General features: G+C 57.2%; 14 protein-coding genes and 3 pseudogenes. 4 read left to right on the top strand and 13 right to left on the bottom strand.

What is annotated here, in order from left to right; all coding sequences use genetic code 11:
- Positions 1 to 929 precede the first annotated feature (929 nt).
- Positions 930 to 1559 carry a hypothetical protein gene (locus Tal182_RS25080; protein ID WP_245344891.1) on the top strand — a complete coding sequence of 210 codons (630 nt, stop codon included), beginning with the start codon at positions 930 to 932 and terminating at the stop codon, positions 1557 to 1559.
- On the opposite strand, the gene Tal182_RS33235 is transcribed toward Tal182_RS25080, so the two are convergent.
- The 4 genes from Tal182_RS33235 to Tal182_RS25060 all read right to left on the bottom strand — a co-directional run bounded on the left by Tal182_RS33235 (position 1554) and on the right by Tal182_RS25060 (position 4203).
- Positions 1554 to 1859 carry a hypothetical protein gene (locus Tal182_RS33235; protein ID WP_009996984.1) on the bottom strand — a complete coding sequence of 102 codons (306 nt, stop codon included), beginning with the start codon at positions 1857 to 1859 and terminating at the stop codon, positions 1554 to 1556. The two genes, Tal182_RS25080 and Tal182_RS33235, sit on opposite strands and share 6 nt — an antisense overlap.
- The gene (locus Tal182_RS25070; RefSeq protein WP_009996985.1) at positions 1859 to 3424 is read right to left on the bottom strand and encodes an IS66-like element ISRel19 family transposase; all 1566 of its coding nucleotides are present in this window, start codon (positions 3422 to 3424) and stop codon (positions 1859 to 1861) included. The genes Tal182_RS33235 and Tal182_RS25070 overlap by 1 nt, the downstream gene beginning before the upstream one ends.
- 72 nt (positions 3425 to 3496) lie before the next feature.
- On the bottom strand, positions 3497 to 3844 hold the full coding sequence (gene tnpB / locus Tal182_RS25065) for an IS66 family insertion sequence element accessory protein TnpB (RefSeq protein ID WP_009996986.1): 348 nt from the start codon (positions 3842 to 3844) through the stop codon (positions 3497 to 3499).
- Positions 3841 to 4203, bottom strand: a complete 363-nt coding sequence (locus tag Tal182_RS25060; protein WP_009996987.1) for a transposase — start codon at positions 4201 to 4203, stop codon at positions 3841 to 3843. Before Tal182_RS25060 ends, tnpB (Tal182_RS25065) begins: the two co-directional genes overlap by 4 nt.
- A 108-nt stretch (positions 4204 to 4311) precedes the next feature.
- Here Tal182_RS25060 and Tal182_RS25055 point away from each other — a divergent pair.
- Positions 4312 to 4770 (top strand): annotated as a pseudogene (locus Tal182_RS25055) (helix-turn-helix transcriptional regulator); the annotation flags it as partial.
- A 70-nt stretch (positions 4771 to 4840) separates the two neighbouring features.
- Here Tal182_RS25055 and Tal182_RS25050 read toward each other — a convergent pair.
- Together Tal182_RS25050 and Tal182_RS25040 are read right to left on the bottom strand one after the other, a co-directional pair.
- Entirely contained in the window at positions 4841 to 5026 is a 186-nt protein-coding gene (locus Tal182_RS25050) for a hypothetical protein (protein WP_004673279.1), read from the bottom strand.
- 521 nt (positions 5027 to 5547) lie between these two features.
- Positions 5548 to 7557 (bottom strand): methyl-accepting chemotaxis protein, encoded by a 2010-nt coding sequence (locus Tal182_RS25040; RefSeq protein WP_004673275.1) that lies wholly within the window; start codon positions 7555 to 7557, stop codon positions 5548 to 5550.
- 398 nt (positions 7558 to 7955) lie between these two features.
- Here Tal182_RS25040 and Tal182_RS25035 point away from each other — a divergent pair.
- Positions 7956 to 8405: pseudogene (locus tag Tal182_RS25035) on the top strand (transposase); the annotation flags it as partial.
- 46 nt (positions 8406 to 8451) lie between these two features.
- Here the strand turns inward: Tal182_RS25035 and Tal182_RS33230 are convergent.
- The 4 genes from Tal182_RS33230 to Tal182_RS25015 all read right to left on the bottom strand — a co-directional run bounded on the left by Tal182_RS33230 (position 8452) and on the right by Tal182_RS25015 (position 11101).
- The gene (locus tag Tal182_RS33230) at positions 8452 to 8757 is read right to left on the bottom strand and encodes a hypothetical protein (protein WP_009996984.1); all 306 of its coding nucleotides are present in this window, start codon (positions 8755 to 8757) and stop codon (positions 8452 to 8454) included.
- A complete protein-coding gene (locus tag Tal182_RS25025; RefSeq protein WP_009996985.1) occupies positions 8757 to 10322 on the bottom strand; it encodes an IS66-like element ISRel19 family transposase in 1566 nt (521 codons plus the stop codon). The genes Tal182_RS33230 and Tal182_RS25025 overlap by 1 nt, the downstream gene beginning before the upstream one ends.
- A gap of 72 nt (positions 10323 to 10394) precedes the next feature.
- Positions 10395 to 10742 carry an IS66 family insertion sequence element accessory protein TnpB gene (tnpB, locus tag Tal182_RS25020; protein ID WP_009996986.1) on the bottom strand — a complete coding sequence of 116 codons (348 nt, stop codon included), beginning with the start codon at positions 10740 to 10742 and terminating at the stop codon, positions 10395 to 10397.
- Positions 10739 to 11101 carry a transposase gene (locus Tal182_RS25015; protein ID WP_009996987.1) on the bottom strand — a complete coding sequence of 121 codons (363 nt, stop codon included), beginning with the start codon at positions 11099 to 11101 and terminating at the stop codon, positions 10739 to 10741. Before Tal182_RS25015 ends, tnpB (Tal182_RS25020) begins: the two co-directional genes overlap by 4 nt.
- A 592-nt stretch (positions 11102 to 11693) precedes the next feature.
- Here Tal182_RS25015 and Tal182_RS25010 point away from each other — a divergent pair.
- Positions 11694 to 12224, top strand: a pseudogene (locus Tal182_RS25010) (reverse transcriptase domain-containing protein); the annotation flags it as partial.
- 68 nt (positions 12225 to 12292) lie between these two features.
- Here Tal182_RS25010 and Tal182_RS25005 read toward each other — a convergent pair.
- The 3 genes from Tal182_RS25005 to Tal182_RS24995 all read right to left on the bottom strand — a co-directional run bounded on the left by Tal182_RS25005 (position 12293) and on the right by Tal182_RS24995 (position 15293).
- Entirely contained in the window at positions 12293 to 12478 is a 186-nt protein-coding gene (locus Tal182_RS25005) for a hypothetical protein (RefSeq protein WP_004668636.1), read from the bottom strand.
- Between the two features lie 284 nt (positions 12479 to 12762).
- Positions 12763 to 14250, bottom strand: coding sequence for an NAD-dependent succinate-semialdehyde dehydrogenase (locus tag Tal182_RS25000; protein WP_008534338.1), 1488 nt, complete (start codon positions 14248 to 14250; stop codon positions 12763 to 12765).
- A gap of 23 nt (positions 14251 to 14273) precedes the next feature.
- On the bottom strand, positions 14274 to 15293 hold the full coding sequence (locus Tal182_RS24995) for an ABC transporter permease (RefSeq protein ID WP_004668632.1): 1020 nt from the start codon (positions 15291 to 15293) through the stop codon (positions 14274 to 14276).
- Positions 15294 to 15303: the final 10 nt, after the last annotated feature.

The following is a 15303-nucleotide window of genomic DNA, read 5'->3' as shown; positions in this document are numbered from 1 at the left end:
TCTTTCCTGTTAATCTTCTCTCGCCGCCACGTTCCGATTTGATCGCGCTTTTCGCGTTCGCGCGGCACAGACAACAGCACGCCTATGGCAGCACAAGCTGTTTGACCATCATCAGGTTTCGTCCTTAAGCTCTTCTTTTGCCCAATCAGACGCCCGGAGTCCGTACCCGCTAAGAAGAGCGCAAAGTCAACTCAATGCGACGAGGCGCGGCTGACGCATTGATATTTGCCGCGACCGCCTCGCTTAGTAGGCCAAAAGAACTCGTCGACGTCTTTGCGTCTCCGAGTGTTGAGCCTGGAGCGTGCCTCTCTTATACGTCATAACCGAAGTATGCTGATGCGCAGGTTAAGAGGACCAGCGTGTGGCGAAATCGTGGGGCCATCCTACAGCACAATCATTTTTCTCCGTGTCGACTCAACGGCCTCCAAGGTCGGTTGGCGTAGGTTCTCTCCCACTCATAGCACTCCCACCCTTCCCGTGACGGGCTGCGATCGAAAGCAGCCCGTCACCCCTCGCCTTGGGAGGCATCTTTAGATTGATTTGCCGTGCGGGAACTCCACTAGAACCGTGGCAGATTTCCCTGATGCTGCCTTGCCTTTGATCAGGAATAGCATTAACGTATATCAGACAATCTGTCAATCTGTTCGAGGCTTGTGGAAGCCAGTCATCGCATCATTAGAGGCTTCCCAACTGCAGCGCTGAAAAACTAGGAGGCCATCTCGAGCGGGAGAACGTGGATGTCGGTGCTGGTGATGATCCGCCATGACGAAAGCCTAGGGAATGAGAGATTCAACCGGCCTCCACAAAGGTCCGAATCGGTCATGTACGCGATCAAAATCGCTCGCACGCCATCCGGTCTCGAGCTTTGAAGGTTTGGAAAACTAGTCCCGGCATGTGCGAGTTGGTGTTCATAGATAGGTTTATATTGGATGACCGAAAGTTTGTTCAGCAAGCCCGATGAAGGGACCTTAGTGAAAGACAACTTTATCGAGGGCTCCGATCCCGAACGTCTTTTGCCTTTGATATCATCGCCCCTGGCGTCCTCTGACCTTGCTCAACACGACAGTAGATCGCTTAACTCTCGCTGCAGTCGAATTTCCCTTGATGGTTTTGGCGTTGCGGATGCCCATCATGAAGAGGCGTTCTCGGTCATGATAGATTCCCCAGTTGACGTCGTAACGGTCTTCCTGCCGGCGTCCGGGAATGCAGTCTTTCATTGGTCTGGGCAACAGGTAGAGTCGCCGCATGTTGCAAATGCTCCGCTGAATGCCCGACAAGATGGCATAAGATCTCAACTGTCATTGACGATCGATACGCAATCCTTGCGTGACAAGCTTTCTCGCATGCTCGATCGGACGATCAGCGGAAATCTGCAAATTCAGCCGACCCTTGATCTTGCATCGAGCGCGGGAACGCTCATGCGAGAACTAGCCCTGTCTGCCCATCGCGGCCTCAGTGCCGGGGGGGCTCTGCGACAATGCCCGTCGGCCTATAGCTCGCTCCTCGACGGTAAGCGTCCGGCGAACGCATTTTCGGGTGTCGAGAGATGGAATCTATAGGCCGCGTTTCATCTCATCGGCCATGATGCGGTCGATTATTTCAGGATCGCACTGTGTGTCGATGAGGAACTCGCGGATACCGCCGTCCCACGTCCTGATGTCGGCGAGTAGGCTTTGAAGTTCTTCGATGCCATTCTCGGTCAGACCCTTCGTGCCGTCTTCACTGCCATCGCCGACGTAAACCAGTTCGCCTTCGGAGATGTTGTCCGAGTTTGCGGTCACTTCTTCGATCAGTTCGAGGTTTTCGCCGATCATGCCGGCGACTTGGCTGAGTGTGTAGATGAACCTCGAGCGCGCCATCAGGCGGCCTCGCATCGAGCTTTTGCCGGCGTCCAGTTCCAAGGCAGGAGGTCTTCAATTCGGTCTTCGGGGTGATCCTGGATCCGGGTCAGGACATCCGTCAGATAGACCTCTGGATTATGGCCTTGCAGTTTGACCGTCTCGATGATGGTGAGGATGTTGGCGATGCGCTCGCCGCCCTTGTCCGAGCCGGCAAACAGCCAGTTCTTCCTTCCAATTCCAAGCGGACGCATGGCTCGTTCAGCGATGTTGTTGTCGATTTCGACACGGCCATCGTCGATGTAGACGCTCAAGGCTGCCCATCGCGACAGGGCATATCGCATCGCCTCGGCCAGCCTCTGCTTCTGAGGCAAAGTCGAGAGTGTCGCCTCGATCCAGGCCTTGAGTTCGTCCAGAACAGGCCGGGCATGGTGTTGGCGCAGGGTGCGCCGCTCGTCAGCCGACATGCCTCGGATACGGTTCTCGATATCGTAGAGAGCGCCGATGCGTGACAGCGCTTCCTCAGCGATCGGAGACGGCTTGAGCTTTATCACATCATGGAACTTGCGGCGCACATGCGCCATGCAGGCGGCTTCAATGATCTGGTTGCCATAGAGCTTCTTGTAACCCCCGTAGCCGTCGGCATGCATGACGCCGCTGAAGCTTGCCAGGTGATCAGCCGGATGTGCGCCCCTGCGGTCGGGGCTGTAGTAATAGGCAATGGCTGCGGGAGTGGCGGATTGATAGCCACTGCCGTCAAAGATGTAGACCCAGACCCTGCCGGTTTTTGTCTTGCCCCGCCCGGGGTCGAGAACATCGACCGGGGTATCGTCCGTATGTATTCGGTCGAGTGCGGCGATATGGGCCCTGATTAACAGGACAAGTGGTGTCAGCAATGCAGATACCCGGCCGACCCAGTCGGCCATTACGGATCGGGAGATGTCTATCCCCAACCGGTCGTACATCTCTGACAGGCGGTAGAGGGGAATGTGATCGTCGAATTTGGCGATCATGATGTGGGCGAGCAGCCCCGGCCCGGGTTTGCCGCGCTCGATCGGCAAGGTCGGCATCTCGCCAGCCACTGTCGTATCGCATTCCCTGCAGATCATGCGCTTCTCGACATGCCGGACAATCTTGACCGACGCCGGCACGTGCTCCAGCACCTGGACCACTCTGTCGGCCGCCTTCAGGAACGAAGTGCCACCGCAGGTCGGGCAATTGCAGGGAGCTGCATAGACCAGTTCTTCGGTGGTGAGATCATCGGGTAGAGGCTTGCGCTTCGGCTTCTCGGATGCGTCGTCCAACTCCGGCAGAGGCGGTTTCCCGGAGCGCTGTTCAGCCTCGGCCCGGGAGGCCTCGATCTCCTCCAACATCAGCTCGAATTGCTCGATCTTCCTGTCGATCTTTTCCGAAGACGCGCCATGTTGCCGATGTCGGAGAAGCTCCAGTTGCGCGCGAAGAAGCCCGATTATGGAGTCTCGCTTGATGACCTCGGCTTCCTGGCTCTCAAGTTTTGCCGCCTGTTCCGCGACGAGTGCGCGCAAAGTATTGAGCTCGTCCTGACTGTCCAGCGGCGCTGTTTCCATATCCGCGAAACTAGCCGATTTGCCTCTGACGCACCAGCGTTAAGCTTCCCATGCCCCTGCAAAATATAGCTTTTATCCCGTTCGGCCGGGAGCGGAAGTCCACGCCGGGCGTCGCCAATCGATCCCCTCAACGAGCATCGAAAGCTGCGCCTGCGTCAGGTGCGCTACACCCTCTTTCGCCGTCGGCCAGGGAAAGTATCCGCGCTCCAAAATCTTGTAGAACAGACAGAACCCCTGGCCATCCCACCAAAGCAGCTTGATCCGGTCCGCGCGTTTTCCGCGAAAGCCGAAGATTGCGCCCGAGCCCGGTGCCTCCCTCACGACCGTCTCCACCAGCGCGGACAGACCATCAATGCCACGCCGCATATCGGTCACTCCGCAGGCCAGATAGACCCTCACATTCCCCGATGGGCCGATCATACCGCCTCCACGCAAGCGACGAGCGGGCCAAGCAGCTTCAACTCAACGTCAACCGCAACCTTCAAGCTCCGACCGTTTCGAAGCAAGATCTCAACGATCGTCGGCCTTGTTGATGCGGTAGACGGCTGGCTTACGCCAACCTCCTCCGTGATTTCCACCGGGAGGAACACCGTCGGCCGATCGGCATAGTTGAATGATTGCCGCCACAAGCGGATCTGGCCCGGATGAATGTCGTGCCGGCGCGCCACATCGCCAATGCGAGCACCGGGCTCATCAGCTTCCGCAAGTATCCTCAGCTTCGCCTCGTCCGACCAACGCCGTCTGCGCTCGGTACCGGACATGATCTCTATGCGAGCCATGAAACCTCTTCGTTCTGGTATTAATGTCAGCACTAATGCTGGTTCTAATGCCAGAACATCGCCTGATTTGGCCGATCAGCAAAAACAGCTCACCGTACGCTCACCCTCGACGCGATAGAGTACCTTTTGATCGAAAGCTGTATGCATCGCTATACCGATGAACTTCGTCGTCCGGCTCCGTCTCCCACGCCTCGCCACGTGAAACGGGCAATGGAGTTTATGGAAGAGCATATGGCTCAACCCATTTCCCTTAACGATATCGCCGCTGCGGCCAAGGTCAGCGTGCGGACTTTGCAGCACGGCTTCCGACAATTTCGTAATACCAGCCCCACAATGCACCTCCGAGACTTGCGTATGTGCGCAGCTCGACAGGAACTGCTGCAAAACGGCGCTAAAATCAGCGTTTCGGAAATAGCGCTGAAGTGGGGCTTCACACACCTCGGCCGTTTTGCTGCAGAGTACAAGAGACGTTACGGCGAACTGCCATCTAAAACAGTGCATATGAGCGATGTTCTGCCGCATAGGCGATCTATGTGTGCTTCGCAGGCCTCTCCGCCCGAAAGCTGACCCGGAAATAGCCCTTCGCGATGGCGCTGTGGTTCGCAGCGCTCCACCGGGCTATACCATCGCTGCGCCCTTAATTTTTCGGTCTGTCGCCACAGACGGTCAGCAGCCGAGCGTACAGTGCTTCAAGGTGATTGGTGATTTGGATCATTTGCAGCCGCTCTTGCTCCAGGCGCTGCGACTGTGCATCTTCGTGGCTTTCTAAGTGGGTATCTGTCTTAGCCTGTTGCCCGAAATTGATTGCGATAACTTTGGACATCTTCGAACTCTCGTTGAATTTCGTTAATACTCCGCGTCTTGAAGGAAGACAGTCGCGGAAGGTGAAAAAGCAAAAGTCTGCTAGGCAGCTGCGATGCGTCCTGATTGGTGCCAAACCTTTGCTCAAAACTAAGGAAGCATTCCATCCCTTGTTCAAGCGGAGTGATTCCGTAGCTGAAGGTTGGGTCGAAGTCGCGCCTAAGTCCGAACCGGTTGGATCCGATCGCCGTTGATCGATAGAATGCCAGAGACCTGATCGACGACCGGGCCGATGATACCATCTGCTACCTCAACGACGACAATGGCGCTGTGGCTAGACCGATGGGATTGGTTATCTCGGCAGCAAGCTCTATCACCGGAATGACAGAACCGGCAGATCCCTGAACCGAGAACATGCGTTAGGGGCAGCGGCGTCGCCTCTGCTAACCCCCGGATTTCCGGGATCAACGTCGTCTTCATGCAGAACTGCTGGCTGCCAGATGGAAACCGATAATATCCTGCGATGAATTATGACATGATTCATTAAAACTCTTCCCATTCCTTAGTCGCGACAGCGGCTGTAGTACGTCCGCCGAAGGCGCCGGCAAGCTTCTGGGAGAGGGCACGCGCTGGCGAGGCGGCCGGCTTACCGTTCTGGTGGGCAACACGCCGTACAAAAGTCGAACCGTCGAGCCTGAAGCGCGCAATAAGCCGCGCCAGATTGGAAGCCTCATCCGCCAACCGGTTGGTGGCCGCCGTCGATTCTTCCACCATCGCCGCATTCTGCTGGGTTGTCTGATCCATCTGGTTGACCGCAGTGCTGACTTCCGCCAGCCCGGTCGATTGCTCTCGTGCCGCCGTCGAGATCGTATGAACGTGCTCGTTCACCTTGATCACGTGGCCTCGGATTAGACCAAGGGCATCGCCTGTGGCCGTTACCAGCCTGACCCCAGTTTTGACCTCGTCGCCGGACCGGTTGATCAGCGCCTTGATATCCTTGGCGGCAGTGGCGGAGCGCTGTGCCAGTTCACGCACCTCCTGAGCCACAACGGCGAAACCCTTTCCAGCGTCACCCGCACGCGCCGCCTCGACGCCGGCGTTGAGGGCCAAAAGATTGGTCTGGAAGGCGATCTCGTCAATGACGTTAATGATCTGGCCGATTTCATCCGAGGCCTGCTCGATGCGGCCCATGGCGGCGACCGCGTCTTTGACAACCGCGCTCGACTGCTCGGTGCTTCTGCGTGCCTCATCGACCATATGGCTGGCTTCCGTGGCTCTTTCTGTCGAGCTTTTTACCGCCACCGTGATTTCCTCAAGCGCCGAAGAGGTCTCCTCCAGGGCCGCGGCTTGCTGTTCCGTGCGCTTTGAAAGGTCGCCTGAGGCGATGCGCATCTCGCCGGCTCCGCCGTTGATCGTGTCGACGGCGGAGCGAACCTCGCCTAATACGGATCGAAGGGCTGCCATGGTGGCGTTGACATTACTCTTCAGTTCACCAAAGGCTCCCTGAAACTCGCCGCACATGTTTTCCGTCAGATCCCCATCGGCAAGCGCTGAGATAACTCGGCGAGTTTCGGCGATGCCCCGGTCAACAGAGGTGACCAGTTCGTTGACGCTTCCTGCAAAACGGTCGAGAGCCGCATCGCCGTATTTCTTGGTGATGCGATGGGTGAAGTCACCGGCTACGGCGGCTGACACCACCTCGGCAATGCTCGACTGCAAGTCGGCGCTCTTGGCCTGCAACGCGGCCTCCTGCGCGTTCAGATCGCGGGCCTTGATGCTGTTTTGCTTGAATACCTCAACGGCTCTCGACATCTTGCCGATTTCGTCGGCGCGCATTGCGAAAGGAACCTCAGTGTCGAGATTACCATCTGCCAGTACGCCCATCGTGGTAGTCAACCGCGAGATCGGATCGGTAATCTTCCGGATGCAGTAAAGCAGGGCTATAATGCCCGTCGTAGTTGCCAGCGCCATGGCAAGAATGGTGACCAAAACCGTCGATGAAACGGCGCCCATCGTATTTCCGACGGCCGCGACTCCACCACGCTTGTTAACTGCGACATCCTGGTCAAGGAGCGCTCCGCTATCATTATACAGTTTCGTCGTGGCGTCACTCGTTAGAAGAGCGAATGCTTCATCCTTCTTGCCTGCCTGCATTAGTTTAACAATCCGCTCGCCATCCTCCTGATATTGCGTCCACAAAGCGGAGAACGCGTCATAGGCCTGACGCTCCTCGCCGGATGTCACCATCGGCTCATATTCACCACGGGCATTCGCGAGATCCTCCATCTTCTGGCGGAAGGTGGTGATATTATGCGCAAGGCTCGTCGAATCTGATGAGTTTGTCACCAGCCTGAACTGCAGGATGCGGTAGTCCCCGGTGATCGTATTGATCCGATTTATCACATCGATCGATGGCAGCCAGTTGCTGGCAACTTCGGATATATTGCTCCTAATGGACAGCAGCTTGACGATACTCACGATGCCCTGGCCCGCCGCGAGAAGAGAGAGCAGAACAAATATCAAAGATAAAGCGAGTCTAATGGACTTGGGCATAAAGGCAAACCTTTTAGGTGAGGTGGACGATCGACTTGTCTACTCAAATCTTCCAATTGCCGTTTCATTCATTCGAACGGCAGATCAATCTTGTGGGTCTGTGACATAGCTGAGAATACCTATTGGTTGCGTTGGTTAATGAAGCCTTTCCTGCCCGTCTCGAATGCAAAAAGACGACGTTTTAAGGATAGTCAGGCGTCCAATGGATCGTCCGCGCTTACAAGGAGGATGCAGCCGGCAAAATTTCATTTGGCGCCGTTCGAAGAGCATCATCGTTTTCAGCAACCGAGTTTCGCCCCGCCACGAGCGACCTAGAGCAAGTCCTGCGATCGATGAATCGATTGTGATGTGACGGCGTCCATCGAAGCTGATTCAACTCCACAGAGAAGAGGTGGATGATGGGACAAGCCCTGAGCGATGATCTTCGAATACGGGTTTTGAAAGCGTCTGCGGCGGGCATGTCGGCTCGACAGGCTGCGGCCCGTTTCGGAGTTGGGATTTCGACGGCGATCCGCTGGATTGCAAGAGCGAAAGAGGGTGAGTTAACTGCTCTGCCACAGAGCTGGAGACGACCTTCGGCAGTGGATGCACACGAGGAATTCGTTGTCGCGTTGATCAACGAGCGTAGGGATGTGACGCTCGATGAGATGGTTGAGCGCTTGTCCGTCGAGCGGCAGGTGAAGATCAGCCGCAGCGCACTTGGCGCCTGGCTTCGAGGCCGTGGGTGGACCTTTAAAAAAGACCGCACACGCACTGGAGCAGGACCGACCGGACGTCTGAAGCGCCGGCGCGCCTGGTTCGATGGTCAATTGGACCTCGATCCGGAGAAACTGATCTTCATCGACGAAAGGTAAGCGTCCGGCGAACGCATTTTCGGGTGTCGAGAGATGGAATCTATAGGCCGCGTTTCATCTCATCGGCCATGATGCGGTCGATTATTTCAGGATCGCACTGTGTGTCGATGAGGAACTCGCGGATACCGCCGTCCCACGTCCTGATGTCGGCGAGTAGGCTTTGAAGTTCTTCGATGCCATTCTCGGTCAGACCCTTCGTGCCGTCTTCACTGCCATCGCCGACGTAAACCAGTTCGCCTTCGGAGATGTTGTCCGAGTTTGCGGTCACTTCTTCGATCAGTTCGAGGTTTTCGCCGATCATGCCGGCGACTTGGCTGAGTGTGTAGATGAACCTCGAGCGCGCCATCAGGCGGCCTCGCATCGAGCTTTTGCCGGCGTCCAGTTCCAAGGCAGGAGGTCTTCAATTCGGTCTTCGGGGTGATCCTGGATCCGGGTCAGGACATCCGTCAGATAGACCTCTGGATTATGGCCTTGCAGTTTGACCGTCTCGATGATGGTGAGGATGTTGGCGATGCGCTCGCCGCCCTTGTCCGAGCCGGCAAACAGCCAGTTCTTCCTTCCAATTCCAAGCGGACGCATGGCTCGTTCAGCGATGTTGTTGTCGATTTCGACACGGCCATCGTCGATGTAGACGCTCAAGGCTGCCCATCGCGACAGGGCATATCGCATCGCCTCGGCCAGCCTCTGCTTCTGAGGCAAAGTCGAGAGTGTCGCCTCGATCCAGGCCTTGAGTTCGTCCAGAACAGGCCGGGCATGGTGTTGGCGCAGGGTGCGCCGCTCGTCAGCCGACATGCCTCGGATACGGTTCTCGATATCGTAGAGAGCGCCGATGCGTGACAGCGCTTCCTCAGCGATCGGAGACGGCTTGAGCTTTATCACATCATGGAACTTGCGGCGCACATGCGCCATGCAGGCGGCTTCAATGATCTGGTTGCCATAGAGCTTCTTGTAACCCCCGTAGCCGTCGGCATGCATGACGCCGCTGAAGCTTGCCAGGTGATCAGCCGGATGTGCGCCCCTGCGGTCGGGGCTGTAGTAATAGGCAATGGCTGCGGGAGTGGCGGATTGATAGCCACTGCCGTCAAAGATGTAGACCCAGACCCTGCCGGTTTTTGTCTTGCCCCGCCCGGGGTCGAGAACATCGACCGGGGTATCGTCCGTATGTATTCGGTCGAGTGCGGCGATATGGGCCCTGATTAACAGGACAAGTGGTGTCAGCAATGCAGATACCCGGCCGACCCAGTCGGCCATTACGGATCGGGAGATGTCTATCCCCAACCGGTCGTACATCTCTGACAGGCGGTAGAGGGGAATGTGATCGTCGAATTTGGCGATCATGATGTGGGCGAGCAGCCCCGGCCCGGGTTTGCCGCGCTCGATCGGCAAGGTCGGCATCTCGCCAGCCACTGTCGTATCGCATTCCCTGCAGATCATGCGCTTCTCGACATGCCGGACAATCTTGACCGACGCCGGCACGTGCTCCAGCACCTGGACCACTCTGTCGGCCGCCTTCAGGAACGAAGTGCCACCGCAGGTCGGGCAATTGCAGGGAGCTGCATAGACCAGTTCTTCGGTGGTGAGATCATCGGGTAGAGGCTTGCGCTTCGGCTTCTCGGATGCGTCGTCCAACTCCGGCAGAGGCGGTTTCCCGGAGCGCTGTTCAGCCTCGGCCCGGGAGGCCTCGATCTCCTCCAACATCAGCTCGAATTGCTCGATCTTCCTGTCGATCTTTTCCGAAGACGCGCCATGTTGCCGATGTCGGAGAAGCTCCAGTTGCGCGCGAAGAAGCCCGATTATGGAGTCTCGCTTGATGACCTCGGCTTCCTGGCTCTCAAGTTTTGCCGCCTGTTCCGCGACGAGTGCGCGCAAAGTATTGAGCTCGTCCTGACTGTCCAGCGGCGCTGTTTCCATATCCGCGAAACTAGCCGATTTGCCTCTGACGCACCAGCGTTAAGCTTCCCATGCCCCTGCAAAATATAGCTTTTATCCCGTTCGGCCGGGAGCGGAAGTCCACGCCGGGCGTCGCCAATCGATCCCCTCAACGAGCATCGAAAGCTGCGCCTGCGTCAGGTGCGCTACACCCTCTTTCGCCGTCGGCCAGGGAAAGTATCCGCGCTCCAAAATCTTGTAGAACAGACAGAACCCCTGGCCATCCCACCAAAGCAGCTTGATCCGGTCCGCGCGTTTTCCGCGAAAGCCGAAGATTGCGCCCGAGCCCGGTGCCTCCCTCACGACCGTCTCCACCAGCGCGGACAGACCATCAATGCCACGCCGCATATCGGTCACTCCGCAGGCCAGATAGACCCTCACATTCCCCGATGGGCCGATCATACCGCCTCCACGCAAGCGACGAGCGGGCCAAGCAGCTTCAACTCAACGTCAACCGCAACCTTCAAGCTCCGACCGTTTCGAAGCAAGATCTCAACGATCGTCGGCCTTGTTGATGCGGTAGACGGCTGGCTTACGCCAACCTCCTCCGTGATTTCCACCGGGAGGAACACCGTCGGCCGATCGGCATAGTTGAATGATTGCCGCCACAAGCGGATCTGGCCCGGATGAATGTCGTGCCGGCGCGCCACATCGCCAATGCGAGCACCGGGCTCATCAGCTTCCGCAAGTATCCTCAGCTTCGCCTCGTCCGACCAACGCCGTCTGCGCTCGGTACCGGACATGATCTCTATGCGAGCCATGAAACCTCTTCGTTCTGGTATTAATGTCAGCACTAATGCTGGTTCTAATGCCAGAACATCGCCTGATTTGGCCGATCAGCAAAAACAGCTCACCGTACGCTCACGACGAAAGTGTGCTGCAGAGGCACGGAAGGAGTTCAGTGTGAGCTAACCCCGTAACGTGAAGCTGCGTGAATGATGGAGGATGGCCCTCCGGGATCGGCTTTCAGGAGCGGGTCTTAAACCAGTCCGAGCTGCTGCGGTAAAGAGCCGTGGTGGTGAGCGCCGGATGAAAAGTTCGGACGAGATCCGAGCAGGTGCGTGTCCGAAAGACGAACGAAAGTGAACCCTCCGAAGACGCGCCGTTATGAATATAAGCGTCGTCGAAACCAGGACTGTTTCGTCATCCTGGGACAAGTCCGCCGGGTGCCTGATGATTGGGCGGGCGGCGACCGGCGTAGAGGGGGCGTGTTGGACACAGGCTTTCACCCGGAACTGCAGGAACCAGGCTCCTGATGCCAAGGGAGAAGCCCAAGCGGAGAAACCGTAAGGCGAGAGTACCGATGCAGGAGACTGGGGCGGACCGATCCGTATGAGCGTTGAGGGCCCTGTAATGGGGCCGGAGCAAAGGGATCGGATCAGGTGGTCGTATTGTTTGGAACAACTGGAAACAGGATGACTCGATAGGTACGACAGACAAGCCGTTTCGGATTGAGAAGCGGCAAGTGTACGAAGCTTACAAAGCGGTCAAAGCCAACCGTGGTGCAGCCGGGTGGACGGTGAGACCCTGGAGATGTTTGACAAAGACCTTGCGAGAAATCTCTACAAGATCTGGAATCGGCGGTCAGTGATCGGATCGCGCAGATGGTGGTCAAGCAGATGATTGATCCGGAATCCGACATCAAAGCTGTTCGACAATCTTCCGCATGATCTCTTGCTGAAGACGGTCAGAAAAGACGTTAAATGCAACTGGGCTCTGCTCTACATCGAAAGATGGTTGACCGCGCCTATGGAAAAGAACGGAGAAGTCATTGAGCGGATGCGTGGTACCCCGCAAGGGGGCGTGGTCAGCCCGATCCTATCGAATCTCTTCCTGCATTACGCGTTTGACGTCTGGATGACCCGGACGCATCCGGATCTACCATAAAGGCCTGGCGCCGGCGAAGATCGGCGGCTACGTCAAACCGACACTGAGGGTGCGGCCGCCGACAACTACACCTTGACGCGTCGCTGGTTGACGCGAATGGCTTTCGCTTGACCCTCCACGCTGGCACGTGCAGCATCGTCGGCCTGATCGATTTCAGGACGAACGCGTGCATCGATCGGGTGGTGATCATGCTCCTGCTCAGGACTCCGATACGTTGAAACGACAACGCCACGGTGCAACAGCTCGTTCATGTCGTGTTACCTCTTCGAAGGATACAAGCTATCTGGGAAAGACTTACCTTGTAGGGCATTGGCGGAAGGATCGACAATCGAAAAGACAGGCAGAAATCTCGTCTGCAAGGCCGGCCCCAGAAGGGGTCGGAAGGGAAGATCCGTAGGACAGCTCCCGCGAAACCTCTAGAAAAGTCCAGCCTTTTGAGACCTCGCAACCGGCGGAGAGGATGTTGCTGTCCTGCCTCTATTCAACAGACCTCTCCCCCTTTAAGTTCAGTCGGCGAGCGACCCTTGGGCGATCGCTATGCGCCGATCCCGCCCATGCAGACGTATTTCATGGATAAGAAGTCATCCATTCCGTACTTTGAGCCCTCTCGGCCGAAGCCGGATTGCTTGACTCCGCCGAATGGCGCTAATTCGGTGGAAATCAGACCCGTGTTCACGCCAACCATGCCGTATTCCAGCGCCTCTGTGACCTTCCAAACGTTCCTGAGGTCGTTGGCGAAAAAGTAGGCTGCCAAGCCGAATTCCGTATCGTTCGCGAGTTCGATGACTTCCTCGACAGTATCGAACTTGAACACCGGAGCCAGAGGCGCGAAGGTTTCCTCACGCGCAACCTTCATATCCTTTGTGGCACCCGAGAGAAGCGTTGGTTGGACGAACGTGCCTCCGCGAGCATCGCGGTCACCACCAACCACGACAGTCGCACCCTTGGTCACAGCGTCATCGATATGACCATAGAGCTTTGCTACCGCTTCATCGTTGATCAACGGGCCGATCGTCGCCCCGCTCTCAAACCCGTCAAGAACCTGCAAGGCACTCACGCGCATTGCCAGCTTCTCGACGAACCTGTCATGGATCCCGCTCTGTACGTAAATACGGTTCGCGCACACGCAGGTCTGACCCGCGTTACGAAACTTAGAAAGCATAGCCCCCTCGACCGCCTGGTCGAGATCTGCATCGTCGAAAACGATAAACGGCGCATTGCCGCCGAGTTCCAGGCTCAGCTTCATGATCTTCTGGGCGCCTTGCGCCATCAAGATACGGCCAACTTCGGTCGAACCGGTGAAGGTCAGTTTCTTGACGACCGGGTTGGAGCAGACCTCCTCGCCAAACATTCTTGCATTATCCGTCGGGAGGACGCTGAACAAGCCATCGGGTATTCCGGCACGCTCCGCGAGGATCGCCAATGCAAGCGCCGATAACGGAGTCTCGGCAGCAGGCTTGAATACGATCGCGCAGCCGGACGCGAGCGCCGGCGCGATCTTGCGGCACACCATCGCCGACGGAAAGTTCCAAGGAGCGATGGCGGCCACAACGCCAACCGGCTGCTTGATGACAAGCAGTCGCTTGTCGGCCTGGTGACCTGGAATGGTGTCACCATAGACACGCTTGGCTTCCTCGCCGAACCATTCGATGTAGGAAGCGCCGTAAGCAATCTCGCCACGCGCTTCCGCCAGTGGCTTGCCCATTTCCGATGTCAGAATTACGGCCAGGTCTTCAGCGTTAGCTACCACCTCTTCGTAGAACTTCCGCATGATCAGCGAGCGTTCCTTCGCCGAAACCTTAGCCCACTTCTTCTGTGCAGCCTTTGCAGCATCGATAGAGGCTCGCACTTCAGCAAGGCCAGCGCTAGGCAAAGAGGCAAGGACGTCCATCGTGGAGGGGTTTAGCACGTTGATGCGTGTGCCGTTTACCCCTTCGCTCGACCACTTTCCTCCAACCAGCATCTGCTCGCGAACGAGAGTCTGGTCCTTTAAACGGCCTAGCAGGGTGCTGGAGATTGCCATGGATCTTCCTTTCTATGCATTGATCATATCTGATTTCGAATGTGTGGTGACCGTGCGTATATCGCGACCATCGGAACGATGAGCAGACCGACGACAGCCTGCTGCGCCGGAAAGTTCAGTCCGAGGCCAACTAGAAGCGAGGTCAGTACAGTCAGGACAAGAACACCGAGCACTGTCGCGCCATAGCCGCCCGCCCCACCAAGAAGCGACGTCCCTCCAATCACCACCGCTGCTACGGTGGTGAAAAGATAAGGGTCGCCCACGCCGACGAAGCCACCACCGGAAAACCCTAGTAGCAGCATGCCCGTGATTGCAGACATGGCACCGCTGACGCTATGGATGACGGTCCAGACCTTGAATTCGGAGATTCCGAGGCGGGCGGCCGCCGTCCGGCTTCCGCCGACGGCGTAAATGCTGCGGCCAAACCAGGTGTTGTACATGAACCATCCAAGCGCGATGGCGACGATAGCCCAGATCACGATGACCGGAGGCAGCGACAGGCCGAAAAACTTTCCGTTGAACGCCGAAATGTTCCTCAGCCATTCGGGTACCGGAGCAAACACTGTACCACCAAACGCCGAGCCGAGTGAGGTGTAGATCTGGACCGCACCGACGGCCGCGAAGCCAACTCCGAGCGACATGATCAGCGCTTGCCCTTGGAGACGGAAGCTCAGGGCGCCATTGGCGGCCCCGACAAGCGCACCGAGGAGCATGACAACCAGCATCGCGAGGGGAGCGGGAATACCTGCGACCATAAGGCTGGGAAGGAGGATGTTCGCGCCTCCAATAATATATGGTATCGAAAGATCGAGCGCACCGACCAGAGCGCACAGGGTCTGGCCAATGGAGGCAAGCCCCAGAAACGCTGCGAGAAGAAGGATTGAACGCGCGTTTTGGGATGATACGAAGCCGGGGACCAGCAATGCACCGAGTGCTAAGAGAGAGGCCAGAAGAACAAAGCCAATGACGATGCTCCGATGAGCCTTGAGCGGGTTAGACTTCTGAGCCGATTTGATTTCGGAATTCATAACTGTCGCGACCATTATCTTGCTC

Origin of the sequence: Rhizobium sp. TAL182 (assembly GCF_002117725.1) — a bacterium.
In the GTDB taxonomy this organism is placed as follows: domain Bacteria; phylum Pseudomonadota; class Alphaproteobacteria; order Rhizobiales; family Rhizobiaceae; genus Rhizobium; species Rhizobium esperanzae.
Note: the sequence above shows the minus strand (reverse complement) of the source record. Positions and strands in the feature narration are given on the sequence as shown.